16 protein-coding genes are annotated in these 16,658 nt (G+C 62.9%); 1 reads left to right on the forward strand and 15 read right to left on the reverse strand.

Features of this window, described 5'->3' with window-relative positions; genetic code table 11:
- Positions 1 to 136: 136 nt before the first annotated feature.
- The 15 genes from HU736_RS11785 to HU736_RS11855 all read right to left on the reverse strand — a co-directional run bounded on the left by HU736_RS11785 (position 137) and on the right by HU736_RS11855 (position 16,189).
- Entirely contained in the window at positions 137 to 463 is a 327-nt protein-coding gene (locus HU736_RS11785; protein ID WP_103436295.1) for a PA3694 family proteiin, read from the reverse strand.
- Positions 460 to 1,371 carry an alpha/beta hydrolase gene (locus tag HU736_RS11790; protein ID WP_103436294.1) on the reverse strand — a complete coding sequence of 304 codons (912 nt, stop codon included), beginning with the start codon at positions 1,369 to 1,371 and terminating at the stop codon, positions 460 to 462. The genes HU736_RS11785 and HU736_RS11790 overlap by 4 nt, the downstream gene beginning before the upstream one ends.
- Positions 1,343 to 2,620: a flavohemoglobin expression-modulating QEGLA motif protein gene (locus HU736_RS11795; protein WP_186697646.1), complete on the reverse strand. Its 1,278-nt coding sequence runs from the start codon at positions 2,618 to 2,620 to the stop codon at positions 1,343 to 1,345. Before HU736_RS11795 ends, HU736_RS11790 begins: the two co-directional genes overlap by 29 nt.
- A 22-nt stretch (positions 2,621 to 2,642) precedes the next feature.
- On the reverse strand, positions 2,643 to 3,194 hold the full coding sequence (locus tag HU736_RS11800) for a hypothetical protein (RefSeq protein WP_186697644.1): 552 nt from the start codon (positions 3,192 to 3,194) through the stop codon (positions 2,643 to 2,645).
- Between the two features lie 45 nt (positions 3,195 to 3,239).
- Positions 3,240 to 3,944 carry a TetR family transcriptional regulator gene (locus HU736_RS11805; protein WP_186697877.1) on the reverse strand — a complete coding sequence of 235 codons (705 nt, stop codon included), beginning with the start codon at positions 3,942 to 3,944 and terminating at the stop codon, positions 3,240 to 3,242.
- 215 nt (positions 3,945 to 4,159) lie between these two features.
- Entirely contained in the window at positions 4,160 to 5,662 is a 1,503-nt protein-coding gene (gene lysS, locus HU736_RS11810) for a lysine--tRNA ligase (RefSeq protein WP_103436292.1), read from the reverse strand.
- A gap of 77 nt (positions 5,663 to 5,739) precedes the next feature.
- Positions 5,740 to 6,835, reverse strand: a protein-coding gene (prfB, locus tag HU736_RS11815; protein ID WP_101317151.1) for a peptide chain release factor 2 whose coding sequence is annotated in 2 segments (ribosomal slippage) — positions 5,740 to 6,762 and positions 6,764 to 6,835 — 1,095 coding nt in all. Because the reading frame shifts where the segments join, the coding sequence is not laid out codon by codon here.
- A gap of 96 nt (positions 6,836 to 6,931) precedes the next feature.
- The gene (locus HU736_RS11820) at positions 6,932 to 7,936 is read right to left on the reverse strand and encodes a response regulator (RefSeq protein ID WP_186697642.1); all 1,005 of its coding nucleotides are present in this window, start codon (positions 7,934 to 7,936) and stop codon (positions 6,932 to 6,934) included.
- 51 nt (positions 7,937 to 7,987) lie between these two features.
- Complete coding sequence (locus tag HU736_RS11825; protein WP_186697640.1) at positions 7,988 to 9,001, reverse strand: chemotaxis response regulator protein-glutamate methylesterase; 1,014 nt, start codon at positions 8,999 to 9,001, stop codon at positions 7,988 to 7,990.
- Positions 8,998 to 11,295, reverse strand: coding sequence for a hybrid sensor histidine kinase/response regulator (locus HU736_RS11830; RefSeq protein ID WP_186697637.1), 2,298 nt, complete (start codon positions 11,293 to 11,295; stop codon positions 8,998 to 9,000). Before HU736_RS11830 ends, HU736_RS11825 begins: the two co-directional genes overlap by 4 nt.
- Positions 11,292 to 11,957 carry a chemotaxis protein CheW gene (locus HU736_RS11835; protein ID WP_186697635.1) on the reverse strand — a complete coding sequence of 222 codons (666 nt, stop codon included), beginning with the start codon at positions 11,955 to 11,957 and terminating at the stop codon, positions 11,292 to 11,294. Before HU736_RS11835 ends, HU736_RS11830 begins: the two co-directional genes overlap by 4 nt.
- Positions 11,954 to 13,219 carry a CheR family methyltransferase gene (locus HU736_RS11840; RefSeq protein ID WP_103436287.1) on the reverse strand — a complete coding sequence of 422 codons (1,266 nt, stop codon included), beginning with the start codon at positions 13,217 to 13,219 and terminating at the stop codon, positions 11,954 to 11,956. Before HU736_RS11840 ends, HU736_RS11835 begins: the two co-directional genes overlap by 4 nt.
- Positions 13,216 to 13,737 carry a chemotaxis protein CheW gene (locus tag HU736_RS11845; RefSeq protein ID WP_411563221.1) on the reverse strand — a complete coding sequence of 174 codons (522 nt, stop codon included), beginning with the start codon at positions 13,735 to 13,737 and terminating at the stop codon, positions 13,216 to 13,218. Before HU736_RS11845 ends, HU736_RS11840 begins: the two co-directional genes overlap by 4 nt.
- Positions 13,738 to 13,742: 5 nt before the next feature.
- Positions 13,743 to 15,365, reverse strand: coding sequence for a methyl-accepting chemotaxis protein (locus tag HU736_RS11850; RefSeq protein ID WP_103436285.1), 1,623 nt, complete (start codon positions 15,363 to 15,365; stop codon positions 13,743 to 13,745).
- A 128-nt stretch (positions 15,366 to 15,493) separates the two neighbouring features.
- Positions 15,494 to 16,189, reverse strand: coding sequence for a tellurite resistance TerB family protein (locus tag HU736_RS11855; protein ID WP_186697631.1), 696 nt, complete (start codon positions 16,187 to 16,189; stop codon positions 15,494 to 15,496).
- Positions 16,190 to 16,497: 308 nt separating this feature from the next.
- Here HU736_RS11855 and HU736_RS21855 point away from each other — a divergent pair, with 308 nt between their 5' ends.
- Positions 16,498 to 16,656: a hypothetical protein gene (locus tag HU736_RS21855; RefSeq protein ID WP_225913045.1), complete on the forward strand. Its 159-nt coding sequence runs from the start codon at positions 16,498 to 16,500 to the stop codon at positions 16,654 to 16,656.
- The last annotated feature ends 2 nt before the right edge of the window (positions 16,657 to 16,658 follow it).

The following is a 16,658-nucleotide window of genomic DNA, read 5'->3' on the forward strand; positions in this document are numbered from 1 at the left end:
GTTGTGAGCGGGGCTGCGTGTCAGCCCCGTCGCGACAAACAAAAACCGCGTGAAGCCTTTGGGCTCACGCGGTTTTTTTGTGCCCTGCTTTGGCGGGGACAGAGTTGCTGGGGCCGAGCAGCGGCCCCAATGCGATTCACTGCACTTGCTGCGGCGTCTCCTCGCCAACACAGCGCACCGCACGCTTGCGGTTGTCGACCAGCACACCGGTCAGGCCCTTCTGCTGCATATCGATCAATACCAACACCCCATCCATGCACTGCGCCACCTGCGCCGCAGGCTCCAGCGAGACCTTGTAATCCTCGCCCGGCACCGTCTTGAGCATGGTGAAGTCCTGCAGCAACAGGGCATCCTCAGGCTTGGCAAAATGCAGGTAGCCGTAATACCAGAGGGCCCCTACCGTCACGATGATGCTACCGACGCCGGTCAGAATCAGCGGGATGGCGTTGCGTTCTTCACTCATTGCTTGTTCTTCTCATCAGGGAAATTAGGCACTTCGGCCAAGCGCCGCAGGCCGTTGAAATGGGTCGGATCATCCAGGAAGCGGATCATCACCTGGCGCCAGGTCGGGTCGGCAAAGGTCTGCACGTGGCCGCCGCGGGTCAGTTGCAACACCCGTGGTGGTGGCGCATGACGGTACAAATCCAGACCGTTTTCCAGCGGCACCAGGGCATCGTCGATGCTGTGGAAAAACAACTTCGGCGGGCTGTCCAGGCGCTCGATCGAACGGATCGCGCTGTCGCCGTCGGGCACCAGCCATGACAGCGGCACCTGCAGCGGCCAGGTCAGCCAACCGGTACCCAGCGCGTATCGCCCGACCGAGCGATAACTGGCCGGCACACCATCGAACACCAGCGCACTGAAGCGCTGACGCTGCTCAGGGTGGCCCGCCAGGTAATGAATCGCCATCGCTCCGCCCAGGCTCTGCCCCAGCAGCACCAGTGGTTTGCCCTGCACCTCAGGCGCCCGTTCAAGCCAGCTCATGGCCGCAGCTATGTCTTCGTACACCTCAGGCAGGCTTGGCTTGCCTTCGGACAGGCCATAACCGCGATAGTCGATCATCAACACCTGGAAGCCCTGCTCCGGCAGCCAGTAGCTGCCGCCGAGGTGCCCAGGCAGGTTGCCGCCGTTGCCGTGCAGGTGCAGCACCGTACCCTTGACCTCGACGCCATCCTTGGCCGGCAGCCACCAACCGTGCAGGCGCATGCCATCGCTAGTGGTCAGGGTCACATCGCGATAGGCCAGCTTGGCCCGCTCGGGGGTGAATGCCTGGCCCGGCTCGGGATAGAACAGCAGGCTGCTGCAGCCGCCGAGGGTCAGGGCCAGGGTCAGGGCCAAGCCTTTACAGAATGTTCGCGTAGTCGGCTTCAATGCGATCAAGGCTCAGGTGGTTGAGGAAGTTGGAGAAGCACATCCAGGCAGACAGCGCATTCAGGTCGCGGAACTGCTCGGGCAGGTACTTGGGCGGTTCGACCAGGCCTTCCTCGACCAGCTGGCGCAACGTACGCATGTCCTCCAGAGTGGTCTTGCCGCAGAACAACAACGGGATCTGCTCAAGCTTGCCCTTCTTCACGGCCAACTGAATGTAGTTGTAAACCATGATGAAGCCCTTGAGGTAGGACAAGTCCTTGGTGAATGGCAAGCCGTTCGGCACCGAGCCGCGGAACACTCGGCTGGCGTTGCTGTAACTCTGGCCGATCTCGAAGCCCTGGCCACGGAAGAACTCATACACCTGCATGAAGTCGGCGCCCTGCTCGACCATGTGAATGGCACGAGTGCGGTTGGTCAGCTTGCGCAGGCGACTCGGGTACGAGGCAAAGGCGATCACTTCCATAAGGATGGCCAGGCCTTCCTGAGTCACAGTCGACGACGGCGGTCCCTTGGCGAGGAAGGTGCAGATCGGCTGGTTAAGCCCGTTGAGCGTGGTACCAACATGCACCAGTCCTTCATGAACCTCCAGCGCACGCACATCACGGCTGTTGAACATGGCATCGGCACGCACCTTGATGTAGTCGGCGCCCGCCGCTGCATCGGCGACGATACCGTCGGACTCGAACACGCGGATGGTGCCTTCGGCCTCACCGAACACCGTATTCAGCCGGCGCTGGAGGATATCCACCGCTTGCTTGGCCGTAAGGTTCTTCGGCTCGTCCTTGAGATCGCCGCGGCCATCGATGTTGTTCAGGTAATCAGAAAGCATCAAGCCAAGGTCGGCCAGGGTCGGGTCGCCGGCATGAAACGCATCGGAAGCTGCACCATACAGCTCCTGCGAAATCAGGCCGAAGTCCTCGGTGCCGCGCGCTTCCAGCATGCGCACCACCATGCGGTACTCGCGGCACATGCGCCGCATGATCTGCCCGACCGGGTTGAACTGGCCCAGCTGGCGAGTGATGTCGCGCTCGATGCTCTGAAACTCGGCCTTCAATGCACTCGAATCGAAGCCCAGGGGGCGCGACTGGTAATAGGCGCGGTCCACGGCAGGCGGCTCTTTGCCCTTGCCGTTGATGAAGGCCTGGCGGATGTTGTCGCCCCACTTCACCGCATCGAGCACGCGGATCGGCGTCTGCGCCACGACAATGCGGTCGGACAACGCGCGAATGGTCTGCTGATACTCGTCCACGGCTAATTCCTTGTAGCGGCTATTACTTGCCGACGCGCTGGAAGCGCGCCACTTCGACGAACAGGTCAGAGTTGGCCGGGTCATCCAGGTAGGCCAGCACTCGCTCGGTCGGGCTGTCGATCAACACGCCCGGACCGTTGTCTTCCGGCACCTCGATACTGCGCCCGCTGAGTTCCTTGCGCGTGAGCGCCTCGTGCACCTGATCGACGTCCAGGTTGTACACCACCAGTTCCTTGCCGTCGGCGCTGACCTCGAAGCCGCCAATCAGGAAGTTGCCGCCCAGGCGCTTGGGCACCCCGGCCGACAGGTACCAGCGGCTGCCATGACGGGCCACGGTAAACACGTATTCTTCAGCCGGCTTGCCTTTGGCTGTGGCAAACGCCTTGTAGCTGTTGCCAGCCGCGCGGCTGATGCTCAGCGTGAGCGGCTCGCCCCAGGCATCCTTGCTGCTCCACTTGCCCAGTAACGCCTTGGGTGCGGTCTGGTTGGCCGGCAGCGGGTCGCCAAAGGTCACCAGACAACCGCCCAGCATCAGGAATGACAACGTCAACAACACCATACGCCAGGCTTTCATCAGGCTCTCCTAGATAGATCAGTGACAGCGCAAACCGCTCGCAGCTCAGACCGATGCCAGCACCAGGTGCAGGTAGCGGGTAAGAATAGCGAGCATCTGCCCATCGGCCTGCCTGTTCGTTTGTTCAAGCAGGCCTTGATATTCCATCTGCTCGATAATCGCCGTCAACATCTGTGCGTCCTGCTCGGGATGATGCGAGCCGATTACCTGGAGCATCTGCCGCGCGCCTTGCGCGAGGATCCGTTCGTGCGCGCGCACAAGCTCGGCCAGCCGCGGGCAGAGCAAGGCCTCCTGGCGGAAAGCCTGCTCGGCCATGAGAAAGTCACGCCGATTGCTCAGTTGCCGGCTGACGTAGTCGGCGGTCATCCGCGCGATTTCATCGACCAGCCGCGTCCGTGATGCGGCGCTGCCATCGTCCTGCGCGAGCAACTGGCGCAACACCCCTTCACTGGTCGCCCACAGCTTGGCCATGTAGTCGGCGCTGCGCTCGACGTACTGGGCAAAGGTGTCGGTGAGCAGGTCTTCGATGTCCTTGAAGTAGTAGGTGGTGGCCGACAGCGGCACACCGGCCTCGGCAGCCACGGCGCGGTGGCGCACGCCGCGCACGCCATCGCGGACGACAATGCGCATCGCTGCGTCGAGAATCAGCTGGCGGCGTTGTTCACTGCCCTGGCGGCTGGTCTTGCGCCCTTGGTACTGCACGCTTTCAGCAACGGCGCTGGCTACGCCGGCTGCGCCTTGTTCGGCGATTGCTGGGTTCACGCTGAATACCTCATGAGGGAAGTGTGCGGCTCATATGAGCCTGGCGCGATCAGCACGGGGCCGCTACGCGGCCCTTTCGCGACACAAGGCCGCTCCTACAGGGCCCGCGCATGGCTTGAATGCTTGCGCGATCGATGTAGGAGCGGCCTTGTGTCGCGAAAGGGCTGCGTAGCAGCCCCTGCAATCCAGAAGTGTAAACCCGTTCAGCCCTGTGGGCGCATATGCGGGAACAGGATCACATCACGGATCGACGGCGAGTTGGTCAGCAACATCACCAGGCGGTCGATACCGATGCCTTCACCGGCAGTCGGCGGCATGCCGTATTCCAGCGCACGGACGAAGTCGGCGTCGTAGTGCATGGCTTCGTCATCACCGGCATCCTTCTCTGCCACCTGGGCCAGGAAGCGCTCGGCCTGGTCTTCGGCATCATTGAGCTCGGAGTAGGCGTTGGCGATTTCGCGGCCACCGATGAACAGCTCGAAGCGGTCGGTGACGTTCGGGTTGGCGTCGTTGCGGCGGGCCAGCGGCGACACTTCGAACGGGTACTCGGTAATGAAGTGCGGCTGCTCCAGCTTGTGCTCGACCAGCTCTTCGAAAATCATCACCTGCAGCTTGCCCAGGCCTTCGTGGCCGAGCACCTTGGCACCTGCCTGCTTGGCAATCGCGCGGGCCTTGTCGACGTCCTGCAGGTCGGCGGCGGTCAGCTCGGGGTTGTACTTGAGGATCGAGTCGAACACCGACAGGCGCACGAACGGCTCGCCGAAGTGGAACACCTTGTCGCCGTAAGGCACGTCGGTGCTGCCCAGCACCAGCTGCGCCAGCTCGCGGAACAGCTCTTCGGTGAGGTCCATGTTGTCTTCGTAGTCGGCGTAGGCCTGGTAGAACTCGAGCATGGTGAACTCGGGGTTGTGCCGGGTCGAAACACCTTCGTTACGGAAGTTGCGGTTGATCTCGAAGACCTTCTCGAAGCCACCCACGACCAGACGCTTGAGGTACAGCTCAGGCGCGATCCGCAGGAACATCTGCATGTCCAGCGCGTTGTGGTGGGTTTCGAAGGGCTTGGCTGCCGCACCGCCTGGGATGGTCTGCAGCATCGGCGTTTCCACTTCGAGGAAATCGCGCTTGGCAAGGAAGCTGCGGATGTGCGAGATCACCTGCGAACGCACACGGAAGGTGTGGCGGGTCTCTTCGTTGACCATCAGGTCGACGTAGCGCTGGCGATAGCGCTGCTCGGTGTCGGTCAGGCCGTGATGCTTGTCCGGCAACGGACGCAGCGATTTGGTCAGCAGACGCACGCTGGTCATTTCGACGTACAGGTCGCCCTTGCCGGAACGCGCCAGGGTGCCTTCGGCGGCAATGATGTCGCCCAGGTCCCAGGTCTTGACCGCAGCCAGGGTCTCTTCCGGCAGGGTCTTGCGGTTGACGTAGACCTGGATGCGCCCGGTCATGTCCTGGATAACCATGAACGAGCCACGGTTGAGCATGATACGACCGGCAACCTTGACCGGGATCGCTGCAGCTTCCAGCTCTTCCTTGGTCTTGTCGACATACTGCTTCTGCAGGTCGCTGCAGTAGCTGTCGCGACGGAAGTCGTTGGGGAAGGCCTGGCCCTTGGCACGCTCGGCGGCAAGTTTTTCCTTGCGCAGCGCGATCAGGGTGTTTTCTTCCTGTTGCAGGTCTTGCGGGTCGAGTTTGAGATCGCTCATGTCGTCAGATTTTCCATCAAGGATTCATTGCCCTCGCCCGCAGGCGAGGGTCTTGCGCCAGCTCAGCAGCCGAGAAGTTACAGGCCTTGCTTGAGGCTCGCTTCGAGGTATTCGTCGATATCGCCGTCCAGCACCTTGTCGCAGTCGCTGCGTTCGATGTTGGTGCGCAGGTCTTTGATTCGCGACGCGTCGAGCACGTACGAGCGAATCTGGTGACCCCAGCCGATGTCCGACTTGCTGTCTTCCAGAGCCTGCGAGGCTGCGCTGCGCTTTTGCATCTCCAGCTCGTACAACTTGGCCCGCAACATTTTCATGGCGGTGTCCTTGTTGGCGTGCTGGGAACGTTCGTTCTGGCAGCTGACCACGGTGTTGGTCGGCACGTGAGTGATCCGGACCGCCGAGTCGGTGGTGTTGACGTGCTGACCACCGGCACCCGAGGAGCGGTAGGTGTCGATACGCAGGTCGGACGGGTTGATGTCGATCTCGACCTTGTCGTCGATCTCGGGCGAGACGAACACTGCCGAGAACGAGGTGTGGCGACGCGCGCCGGAGTCGAACGGGCTTTTGCGCACCAGGCGATGAACGCCAATCTCGGTACGCAACCAGCCAAACGCGTACTCGCCCTTGATGTGCACGGTGGCGCCTTTGATGCCGGCGACTTCACCTTCGGACAGCTCCATGATGGTGGCGTCGAAGCCACGCTTGGAGGCCCAGCGCAGGTACATGCGCAGGAGGATGTTGGCCCAGTCCTGTGCTTCGGTACCGCCGGAACCGGCCTGGATATCTAGGTAGGCGTTGTTCATGTCCATCTCGCCGCTGAACATGCGACGGAATTCGAGCTTGGCCAGGGACTCTTCGAGACCTTCGAGCACTTCGACAACGTCGTTGACCGCCGCTTCGTCGTTTTCTTCGACGGCCATGTCGAGCAGCTCGCGCGAATCGGCCAGGCCACTGGACATCTCGTCCAGGGTGCCGACGATCTGCGCCAGCATGGCGCGCTCGCGGCCCAGCTCCTGGGCGTACTCGGGTTTGTTCCACACGGCCGGGTCTTCCAGCTCGCGGTTGACTTCGATCAGGCGCTCAGCTTTCAGATCGTAGTCAAAGATACCCCCGAATCGATTCGGAACGTTCGGTGAGGTCTTTGATGGTGTTGAGGATCGGTTGGATTTCCATTGGGCAGGCTACTCGCGCGAATTCGGTGAAAAGCCGGTGAGTATAAACCAGTCCGAGCCACGACGGCAGACCCGCCGGGCAGGCGCAAGGCGCTTATCAGGCAATACCGGCCTGATTGCGCCCATTGTTCTTGGCCAGGTACAGCCCTTTGTCGGCGGCCGAGATCAGTTGCCGGCAATGGCTACCGATAGCCGGGGTCAGGGTGGCGATGCCCAGGCTCACGGTCAGCCGCGCATCGGCCTCGGGTGCGGTGTGGGCGATGCCCAGGCCGTAGACCGTCTGGCGCAGTTTTTCGGCAATCAGGCGGGCGCCGCCCGGCGAGGTGTTAGGCAGCACCAGGGCGAACTCTTCGCCGCCGTAGCGCGCCGGCAGGTCGCTTGGCCGTGAGCATGAACTGCGAATCGCCGCAGCCACCTGGCGCAACGCCTCGTCGCCGGCAAGATGGCCGAAGCTGTCGTTGAAGGCCTTGAAGTAGTCGACGTCGATCATCAACAGCGACAGTTGCTGCTGCTCACGCATGGCCCGGCGCCACTCCAGTTCCAGGTACTCGTCGAAGTGGCGGCGGTTGGACAAACCGGTCAAGCCATCGGAGTTCATCAGGCTCTGCAGCATCAAATTGGTGTCGAGCAGTTGCTGCTGGCTGACGCGCAGTGCGCGATACGCCTCGTCGCGCTGCAACAGGGTCATGTAGGAGCGCGAGTGGTAACGAATCCGCGCCACCAGCTCGATGGTATCCGGCAGTTTGACCAGATAATCATTGGCCCCGGCGGCAAAGGCGGCGCTCTTGACCAACGGGTCCTCCTTGGTCGACAGGACGATGATCGGGATGTCCTGAGTGGCCGGGTGGTTGCGGTATTCGCGCACCAGGGTGAGGCCATCCAGGCCCGGCATGATGAGGTCCTGGAGGATCACCGTCGGCTTGATGCGCATGGCCTGGGCGATGGCCTGATGCGGATCGGCACAGAAGTGGAAGTCGATATTCTCTTCATGGGCCAGCCCACGCCGCACCGCTTCGCCGATCATTGCCTGATCGTCCACCAGCAGCACCATCGCCGAATTTTCGTTGGCGGTCACAAGACCTGCGCTTGGTAGATCAATCATGCCTGTTCACCTGATCACGACCGTCCAGGCGGTGTGACTCAATTGCTGATGTCATTTGGTAAAAAACTCCGTCAATCGCCCGGCAATGCGCTCGAGCGGGCGGATCTCCATCGCTGCATCAATCGCCGCAGCGGCCTTGGGCATACCATATACAGCACTGCTCTGTTGGTCCTGGGCAATGGTCAGAAAGCCCTGCTGGCGCATCATCTTCAAACCCTGGGCGCCATCGCGGCCCATCCCGGTGAGCAGAACGCCCACGCCGGGCGCATTCCAATAGCGGGCCACGCTCTCGAAAAACACATCGATCGAGGGCCGGTAGATTTCATTGACCGGCTCGGCGGTGTAGGCGAGCTGGCCGTTTTTCAGCAAGCGGATATGGTGGTTGGTGCCTGCCAGCAATACCTGCCCGGCCTGCGGCGGCTCGCCTTCGCGGGCAAGCCGTACGACCTGGCCGCAGGTACTGCTGAGCCAGTCGGCCATACCTGCGGCAAACACTTGGTCCACATGCTGCACCAGCACGATGGCCGCCGGAAACTGCTTGGGCAGGCCCTTGAGCAAAACTTCAAGCGCGGCCGGGCCGCCAGCAGACGAACCAATCGCCACCAGGCCGGTACGCTGCGAGACTTCGCGCACAGCGGTGGGCACGTTGCTTGGCGCCGAAGTGCGCTGTTGGCCGATCAGCCAGCCGATATTGAGGATCTTGCGCAACAATGGCGCGGCCGCTTCGCGCGGATCACCCGCGCCCAGCGCCGGCGTATCGACTACATCCAGCGCGCCGTGGCCCATGGCCTCGAACACGCGGTGCACGTTCTGCTTGCGGTCGACCGTGACGATGACGATAGCGCAGGGCGTTGCCGCCATGATTCGCCGGGTTGCCTCGACGCCGTCCATCACCGGCATGATCAGGTCCATCAAAATCAAGTCAGGAGTCTGTTCGGCGCAGCGCTCGACCGCCTCCTGGCCATTGCCGGCGACCCAGATCAGCTCATGCGCTGGCTCCAGCGCAAGCGCCCGGCGCAGCGCCTCGACGGCCAGGGGCATGTCGTTGACGATGGCAATTTTCATCCTTGTGCACCTCCGATCAACTCGACCACTGCATCCAGCAACGCGTCATCGTGGAAGCTGGCCTTTGCCAAATAGTAGTCGGCGCCGGCATCCAGGCCACGCCGGCGGTCTTCTTCACGGTCCTTGTACGACACCACCATCACCGGCAAGCCTTGCAGGCGCTGGTCGCGGCGCACCAGGGTGACCAGTTCGATGCCATCCATGCGCGGCATGTCGATATCGGTTATCAGCAGGTCGAAGTCATCGCCGCGCAGGGCGTTCCAGCCATCCATACCGTCCACCGCCACGGCCACGTCGTAGCCGCGATTGCTTAGCAGCTTGCGTTGCAGCTCACGCACCGTCAGCGAGTCGTCCACCACCAGCACGCGCTTGCGGCTGACGCCCTTGGCACTGGCGCCGTTGCGTTCGATGCGCTCCAGGCGGCCGGTAGTCAGCAGCTTTTCCACCGAGCGCAGCAGGTCTTCGACGTCGACGATCAGTACCACCGAGCCATCGTCGAGCAACGCTCCGGCAGAAATATCCTGAACCTTGCCCAGGCGCGCATCGAGCGGCATCACCACCAGTACGCGCTCGCCGATCAGGCGCTCGACGGCAATCCCGTATAACTGATCGCGCTCGCGAATGACCACAACCCGCAGGCTGCGCTCATCGCCCTGCCCTTGCGGGCGATTGAGCAACTGATTGGCCGAGACCAGGCCGATATGGCGCTGCTCGTGCCAGAAGTGTTGACGCCCTTCGATCTGGACGATGGCCTCGGCGGGCACGTCGAGGGTGCGCTCGATATGCGCCAGCGGAAAGGCATACGCCTCGCCGCCGACCTCAACCACCAGGCTGCGCACCACCGACAAGGTCAGCGGCACCTGCAGTTGGAAGCAACAGCCTTGGCCAGCAACCTGGGTCAGCTCGATCGAGCCGCGTAGCTCGCGCACCATATGCTGCACTGCGTCCAACCCCACCCCGCGACCGGACACCTCGGTGACCCGATCGCGCATGCTGAAACCGGGCAGGAACAGGAACGTCAGCAGCTCGGCTTCGCTCATCTGCGCCACGGTCTCGGCCGGTGACAAGGCCCGTTCGGCAATACTGCAGCGCAGCCGCTCAAGGTCGATGCCGGCGCCATCGTCACTCAGCTCGACAATCAGCATCCCAGCCTGGTGGGATGCACGCAGGCGGATCACGCCATCGCTGGGCTTGCCCGCCAACAGGCGTCGTTCGGGCAGTTCGATGCCATGGTCGACGGCGTTGCGCAGCAGGTGAATCAGCGGCGCTTCGAGTTTTTCCAGGACATCGCGATCGACCTGGGTTTTCTCGCCCTCGATCTGCAATTGCACCTGTTTGCCCAGTGAGCGGCCCAGATCGCGGACCATCCGGCTCTGCCCGGTAAGCACATCGGCGAACGGCCGCATGCGGCAGGCCAGCGCCGTGTCATACAAGTTTTGCGCGCGCTGGCTGGCTTGCCAGCCGAACTCGTCGAGCTCGGCTGCTTGCTGTTGCAGGATGGCCTGGGTTTCGCCGAGCAGGCGTTGGGTCTGGGCCAGCGCATCGAGTACTTCAGGGCTCTGGCCGCTGCTCTCAAGCTGGCTCTTCAGCCCGTCGAGGGCACGCATGCCCTGCCCGTGCATGCGCTTGAGCCGCTGCAGGCTGGCCAGGTAGGGCTTGAGCCGCTGGGTTTCCACCAGCGACTTGCTGGACTGGTCGAGCAGGCTGTTCAAGCGATCCGCGGTCACCCGCAATACTCGCTCGCCGGTCTGGCTGCTGCGTTTGCCTGGCCGCGGTGCAGGCTCGACATCGGCTTGCGCCTCGGCTGCCAGGACGAGCACATCGGCGCTAGCCACTGACGGCGCGGCCAACAGCGGTTCGCTCATTCCGGGGGTAACCACCTGTGGCGCCGCGCTGAACGCAGCAGCGGGGTCGAGCAACGCCGCCATCTGTGCGACAAAGCCCGGCACTGCCAGCTCACCGGCGGCATCGCCCGGCGTGGCGATGCGCATCAGCAGGTCGGTGCCTTGCAGCAAGGCATCGATGTGTTCGCCACGCAAACGCAGCCGGCCTTCCTGGGCCGCGACCAGGCAGTCTTCCATGACGTGGGCAACGCTCACCCCGGCATCGACGCCGACGATCCGCGCCGCGCCTTTGAGCGAGTGCGCGGCACGCATGCAGGCTTCGAGCTGATCGGCCTGGGTCGGGTTGCGCTCGAGCGCAATCAGGCCAGTGTTGAGCACCTGGGTCTGGGCTTCGGCCTCCAGGCTGAACAGCTCCAGCAAAGACGCATCACGCATTTGCTCAGGGGTCATGACAGGCTCCGCTTGACAGCAGACAGCAAGTGGGTCGAATCCAGTACGCGCACGCTGCGCCCGCGCCACTGCAGCACCGCGGCAGTGAAGCGCGCAGTGTCCTGGCCGTCTTCACAGGCATCGATATCAAGCCGATGGATGCCATCGACTTCATCCACTGGAGCAACTACCGGCCCGCCTTCGGCGGCCAGAATCAGCATGCGTGGCATTACCCGACCATTGATGGGGCTGGCCGGCAGGCTGTCGGCTCCCAGCAGCGCGGTCAGTGACAGGCACGGCACCAGGGCGCCGCGCACATTGGCCACACCTTGCAGTACCCGCGAGCGCTGATGCGGCAGGGAATGCACGGATTGCACCGGAGCGATCTCGGCGAGGCTGGCAGTCGCCAGCGCCAGCCATTCTTCACCCAGGCGGAACACCAGCATCGAACGCCCGGTGCATTCGGTCAGCGGCGCGGCTGCGACAGGCGCTACGTCCTGCTGCAGGGCGTAGCGATCGAGCAGGCGCGTGGCAGCTGCGGCATGCACTTCGCAGTTGCGGCAGTGAATATGCTGTTCAAGCAAAGGGCATTGCTTGTTGCCATGCACGCCGATGCGATTCCAGCAGTCGTCGATCGGCGCGTGGTCTTCGCTGACCAGCAGCAGCTCATGCATCTCGCTCATCGTTGCGGCTCCCGACCGGCCCGCGCGGCGCGTTCCTGCAGACGCCGCGCACCGGCCTCATCGCCTTGTGCGGCGAGCAGCGTGGCCAGCTGCAGCAGCGCCTCGGGGTGCTGCGGCTCAAGGTACACGGCCTTGCGGTAATGAATAATGGCGTTGTGGCTGTCGCCTGCGGTGTCGCTGAGCAAGCCCAGCCAGTAGTACACCTGCGCCTTGGGTTCGAACTGGCGCAGGTAGCGCTCGCAACTGGCCAGCGCGGCCTGGCTGTCACCAGCGTTGGCCTGGCGGGCGATTTGCGCCAGCAGCTCGCTCTCGCCGGCCTGCCCGGCAATGGCCACCATCGACGGGGCGGGCGCTGAGCGCACGTGCCGCGGCGCTGGCGGCAAGCTACGCGGCACAGGCGGCTGGCTCCATGGCGCAGACACCAGGGCCGGCCGTGCAGGCGTCGGGGTAACTACGGGCACGGCTTGTTCCGGCTGGCGCACATAGGCGAACGACTGCGGGATGCCCAATGGCCGCATGCCCAGGCGCGCCAACAGGCTGCCTTCGGCGGGGCCAATGAACAGCACACCCTGGGCATGCAGCAATTGCTTGAGCACCGCAAACACCCGGCGCTGGGTGGGCACGTCGAAGTAGATCAGCAGGTTGCGACAGAAGACGAAGTCATAATGCCCGTTGCGACTAGCCAGGGCTGGATCAAGCACGTTGCCGACCTGCAGATCGACCTGGTGGCAGACTCGCTCGTGCAACTGATGGCCCTCACCGGTATCGCTGAAGTGCCGCTCGCGAAAGGCCACATCACTGCCACGAAACGAATTGCGCCCGTACAGCGCCTGGCGTCCACGGTCGACCGAGTTGGGGCTGATGTCCAGCCCATCGACACTGAACGCGGCGGCGCTCATGCCGCTGTCGAGCAACGCCATGGCTATCGAATAGGGCTCTTCGCCGGTCGAGCACGGCAGGCTGAGAATGCGTAGCGGCCGCACACCGGCCAGTTCGGCCAGGCGCTTGTGCGCGAGGCTGGCCAACGCGGCAAACGACTCGGGATAACGGAAAAACCACGTTTCCGGGACGATCACCGCCTCGATCAGCGCTTGCTGTTCAGCCGCCGATTGCTGCAGCAGCAGCCAGTAATCGTTCAAGTCGTGGGCTGCCAGCGCAGCACTGCGCTGACGCAGGGCACGCTCGACCATGGGCGCACCGACCGACTCGACATCCAGGCCGATGCGCTCTTGCAAGAATCGAAAAAACTGCTGTTCGATCATACCGGCACCTGCGCTGGCGGATCCGCGAACAACAAGCGACGGACCTCGTCACTGAGCAACTGGTCGATCTCGATGCGCTGCAACATGCCCTGGGCATCCTGGCGCACCGGGCCCAGATAGGGCGCCTCGACGTTGTCCAGGCCATACGGCTGGAACTCGTCAGGCTGGCAGCGCAGGGTCTCGGTGGCCTGCTCGAGGATCAACCCCAGGCGCAGCGTTGTAGCGCTGGCAGCCGGGTGATAACGCACCACCACCAGCCGCGTGCTGGTGCGTGCTGCGGCCGGCCTGGCAAAGCTCAGCGCGGCCAGGTCGATCACCGGGATCAGCGCACCACGATGGCTGAGAATCCCGCGCACCCACCCCGGCGCCTGAGCGATAGGCTTGAGCGTACGCAGTGCCAGCACTTCCACCACCTCACGCACATCCAGAGCGAAGCGCTGGTCATTGAGGCGAAACTGCAGGTACAGCACACCTTTGCCGGTGCCGGCTGTGGGTTCGCGCTGAGGCAGATCCTTGATTGTCATCAGACTTTGAAACGCGAGACACCGCCACGCAGGCCAGCCGCGACCTGGCTCAGCTCATCGATGGCGAAACTGGCCTGGCGCAGCGATTCGACGGTCTGGGTGCTGGCGTCGCTGAGCTGAGACAGCGCCTGGTTGATCTGCTCGGCACCGGTAGCCTGGGCCTGCATACCGTCATTGACCATCAATACCCGCGGCGCCAGCGCCTGGACCTGATGGATGATCTGGCTGAGTTGCTCGCCAACCTGCTGCACTTCGAACATGCCGCGGCGGACCTCTTCGGAAAACTTGTCCATGCCCATCACCCCGGCCGAAACCGACGACTGGATCTCGCGCACCATCTGCTCGATGTCGTAGGTCGCCACGGCGGTCTGGTCGGCCAGGCGGCGCACTTCAGTGGCCACCACGGCGAAGCCGCGGCCGTATTCGCCGGCCTTCTCGGCCTCGATCGCAGCGTTCAGCGACAGCAGGTTGGTCTGGTCGGCAACCTTGACGATGGTCACCACCACCTGATTGATGTTGCTGGCCTTCTCGTTGAGGATGCTCAGCTTGGCGTTGACCAGATCGGCCGCGCCCATCACCTGGTGCATGGTTTCTTCCATGCGTGCCAGGCCTTGCTGGCCGGAGCCGGCGAGGATCGAGGCCTGGTCAGCAGCCGAGGTGACCTCGGTCATGGTCCGCACCAGATCACGCGACGTGGCGGCGATCTCCCGCGAGGTGGCGCCGATTTCGGTGGTAGTGGCTGCGGTTTCGGTGGCCGTGGCTTGCTGCTGCTTGGAGGTGGCGGCAATTTCGGTAACCGAGGTGGTCACCTGCACCGACGAGCGCTGGGCCTGGGCGACCAGGCTGGCAAGGGATTCGGCCATTTCGTTGAAGCCGGTTTCGATGGCGCCGAACTCGTCCTTGCGGTCCAGGTCCAGGCGCATGCTCAAGTCGCCCGAGCGCAGCTTATCGAGGGCATGGACGATGCGTTGCATGGGCGTGGTGATCGCACGCATCAACAACAGCCCGCAAATGCCGGCAGCGATGATGGCCAGGATCAGCGAAACGATCATGCTGCCCTTGGCGGTGGCCACGGCGCTGACGATATCTTTGGTGGCTACGTCGGCCGCTTCGCGATTGCGTTCGATCACGGTGTTGAGGTGCTTGCGCCCTTCGACCCAGGCGGGCGTCAGCACGTCGGTGATCAAGCGCTCGGCTTCGGCGTAGTTCTTCTGCCGGTAGGCCTCGAGTACCAGTTCGATGTCGGCGATGTAACGTTTTTCCATGTCAACGAAGGCGTCGAAGCTGGTCTGGTCTTCCGTAGTACGAATGGTTGCCTGATAACTGGCCATATGCTGGCGCAGGCGCTCGTCAAAGCTCTTGAACAGTTCGATATCCGCAGAGGCGATATCGCGATGCTTGCTCAGGCCGACCAACTGCTGGCTGGTGACGTAGCTGTCGACCCAGGCGCTGCGGATCATCGAGCTGTAGTAGACGCCGGGGATGGCATCGGAACCGACCGCTTCCTCGCTCGCGGAAATGGCGACCAACCTTGAGTAGGCTGCAACGATCATCAACAACATGATGGCGATGATCACGGCAAAACTTGCCAGGATCCGTTGGCGCATGGTCCAGTTTTTCAAAATCAGCCCTCAAGAATTCAGTACGAGCGGGGAAATCGCTCGAGTATAGCCCAGGCATGATCCGGGTTTCTCAGCTGAATGAGCGGCGTTCGCGGCATCCCTGCCGGCAAAGGTGGCAAATAGCCAGATTACTGACCGGCGGCAAGCCTGGCTTGGGCTTCGAGCTCCTGGCGCAGTGCCGGATCTAGGCGCAGCTGGCGCGATAGCTCATCGAGGTAGGCGCGCTCCATGAAGTTTTCCTGATCGACCATCATCAGGCTCGCCAGGTACATCTCGCCGGCCATTTCCGGGGTTTGCGCGGCGCGGGCAACTTCTGCCGGGTCGAGCGGTTTGTTCAGCTCGGCGTGCAGCCATTGCTGCAGTTCACGATCGCTGTCCAGACGGGTGAATTCGCCTTCGATCAGTTCACGCTCACGCTCATCGATATGGCCATCGGACTTGGCTGCCGCGACCAGCGCACGCAGCACGGCCTGGCTGTGCTGCTCGGCTTCAGCCGGTGGCAGCCGGTCGAGCGTCTGCGGCTCGCGCACCTGGCCGGTGGCCTGCTGCGCCTGCCAGTTGTTGAAGGCCTTGTAGGCGATCACCCCCAGCGCAGCCAGGCCGCCGTAGGTCAGCGCCTTGCCGCCGAACTTGCGCGCGCTCTTGTTACCCAGCAGCAAGCCCATGGCGCCACTTGCCAGGGCGCCGCCGCCCATGCCGGAGAGCAGCCCACCGAGCCCGCCTCCACCGAGTGACGGCTTGCCGCCAGCACTTTTACCGGTTTGTTTGCTGAGCATTTCCTGGCCGGTCTTGAACAGTTGATCGAGCAAACCTCGGGTGTTCATGCGCACGTCTCCAAACTACAGAAAGGAAAACCCAGAGTAAGGCTTGGCCTGTGGTTCGCCATGGAAGTATTTGCTTCGGGATGTTGCACAAGCCGACCAAGTGCGCTGGCAAGGCGGCACGCTCGGCCTGATCATCGAATACCCGCCAAGGGTCCAGCTCCATCGACCATGCATGGCCAAACCTTGCTCAGCGGTCAACCTTGCAACATTTTTGGGGCCATCCTGAATTTGCTCTGCGAAACCGCATAATCGGCGCTGAAACGATAATGGCCATGTGCGGCCATTGAAATTAGGTGATGTTGCTAGCCATGAAACGAGCCGAACTGCTGGACTACCTGCATCTGACGATCAGCAACTTCTACCGCCTTGATTCCGATGCCGCGCTGGACAAACACCTGCAGTTGATGCTTGAGCAATATCGGCGCAAACCATTCTTCTTCAAGAGCTTGCTCAATACGACCGGTTAATG

It is taken from the genome of Pseudomonas shirazensis, assembly GCF_014268785.2.
Lineage (GTDB): Bacteria > Pseudomonadota > Gammaproteobacteria > Pseudomonadales > Pseudomonadaceae > Aquipseudomonas > Aquipseudomonas shirazensis.

Coding starts and splice junctions, on each gene's coding strand:
- HU736_RS11855 (WP_186697631.1), bottom strand. CDS start 16,189: ATGAACACCCGAGGTTTGCTCGATCAACTGTTCAAGACCGGCCAGGAA.
- HU736_RS11830 (WP_186697637.1), bottom strand. CDS start 11,295: ATGACCCCTGAGCAAATGCGTGATGCGTCTTTGCTGGAGCTGTTCAGC.
- HU736_RS11825 (WP_186697640.1), bottom strand. CDS start 9,001: ATGAAAATTGCCATCGTCAACGACATGCCCCTGGCCGTCGAGGCGCTG.
- HU736_RS11785 (WP_103436295.1), bottom strand. CDS start 463: ATGAGTGAAGAACGCAACGCCATCCCGCTGATTCTGACCGGCGTCGGT.
- HU736_RS21855 (WP_225913045.1), top strand. CDS start 16,498: ATGAAACGAGCCGAACTGCTGGACTACCTGCATCTGACGATCAGCAAC.
- lysS (WP_103436292.1), bottom strand. CDS start 5,662: ATGAGCGATCTCAAACTCGACCCGCAAGACCTGCAACAGGAAGAAAAC.
- HU736_RS11820 (WP_186697642.1), bottom strand. CDS start 7,936: ATGATTGATCTACCAAGCGCAGGTCTTGTGACCGCCAACGAAAATTCG.
- HU736_RS11835 (WP_186697635.1), bottom strand. CDS start 11,957: ATGAGCGAGATGCATGAGCTGCTGCTGGTCAGCGAAGACCACGCGCCG.
- HU736_RS11800 (WP_186697644.1), bottom strand. CDS start 3,194: ATGAAAGCCTGGCGTATGGTGTTGTTGACGTTGTCATTCCTGATGCTG.
- HU736_RS11840 (WP_103436287.1), bottom strand. CDS start 13,219: ATGATCGAACAGCAGTTTTTTCGATTCTTGCAAGAGCGCATCGGCCTG.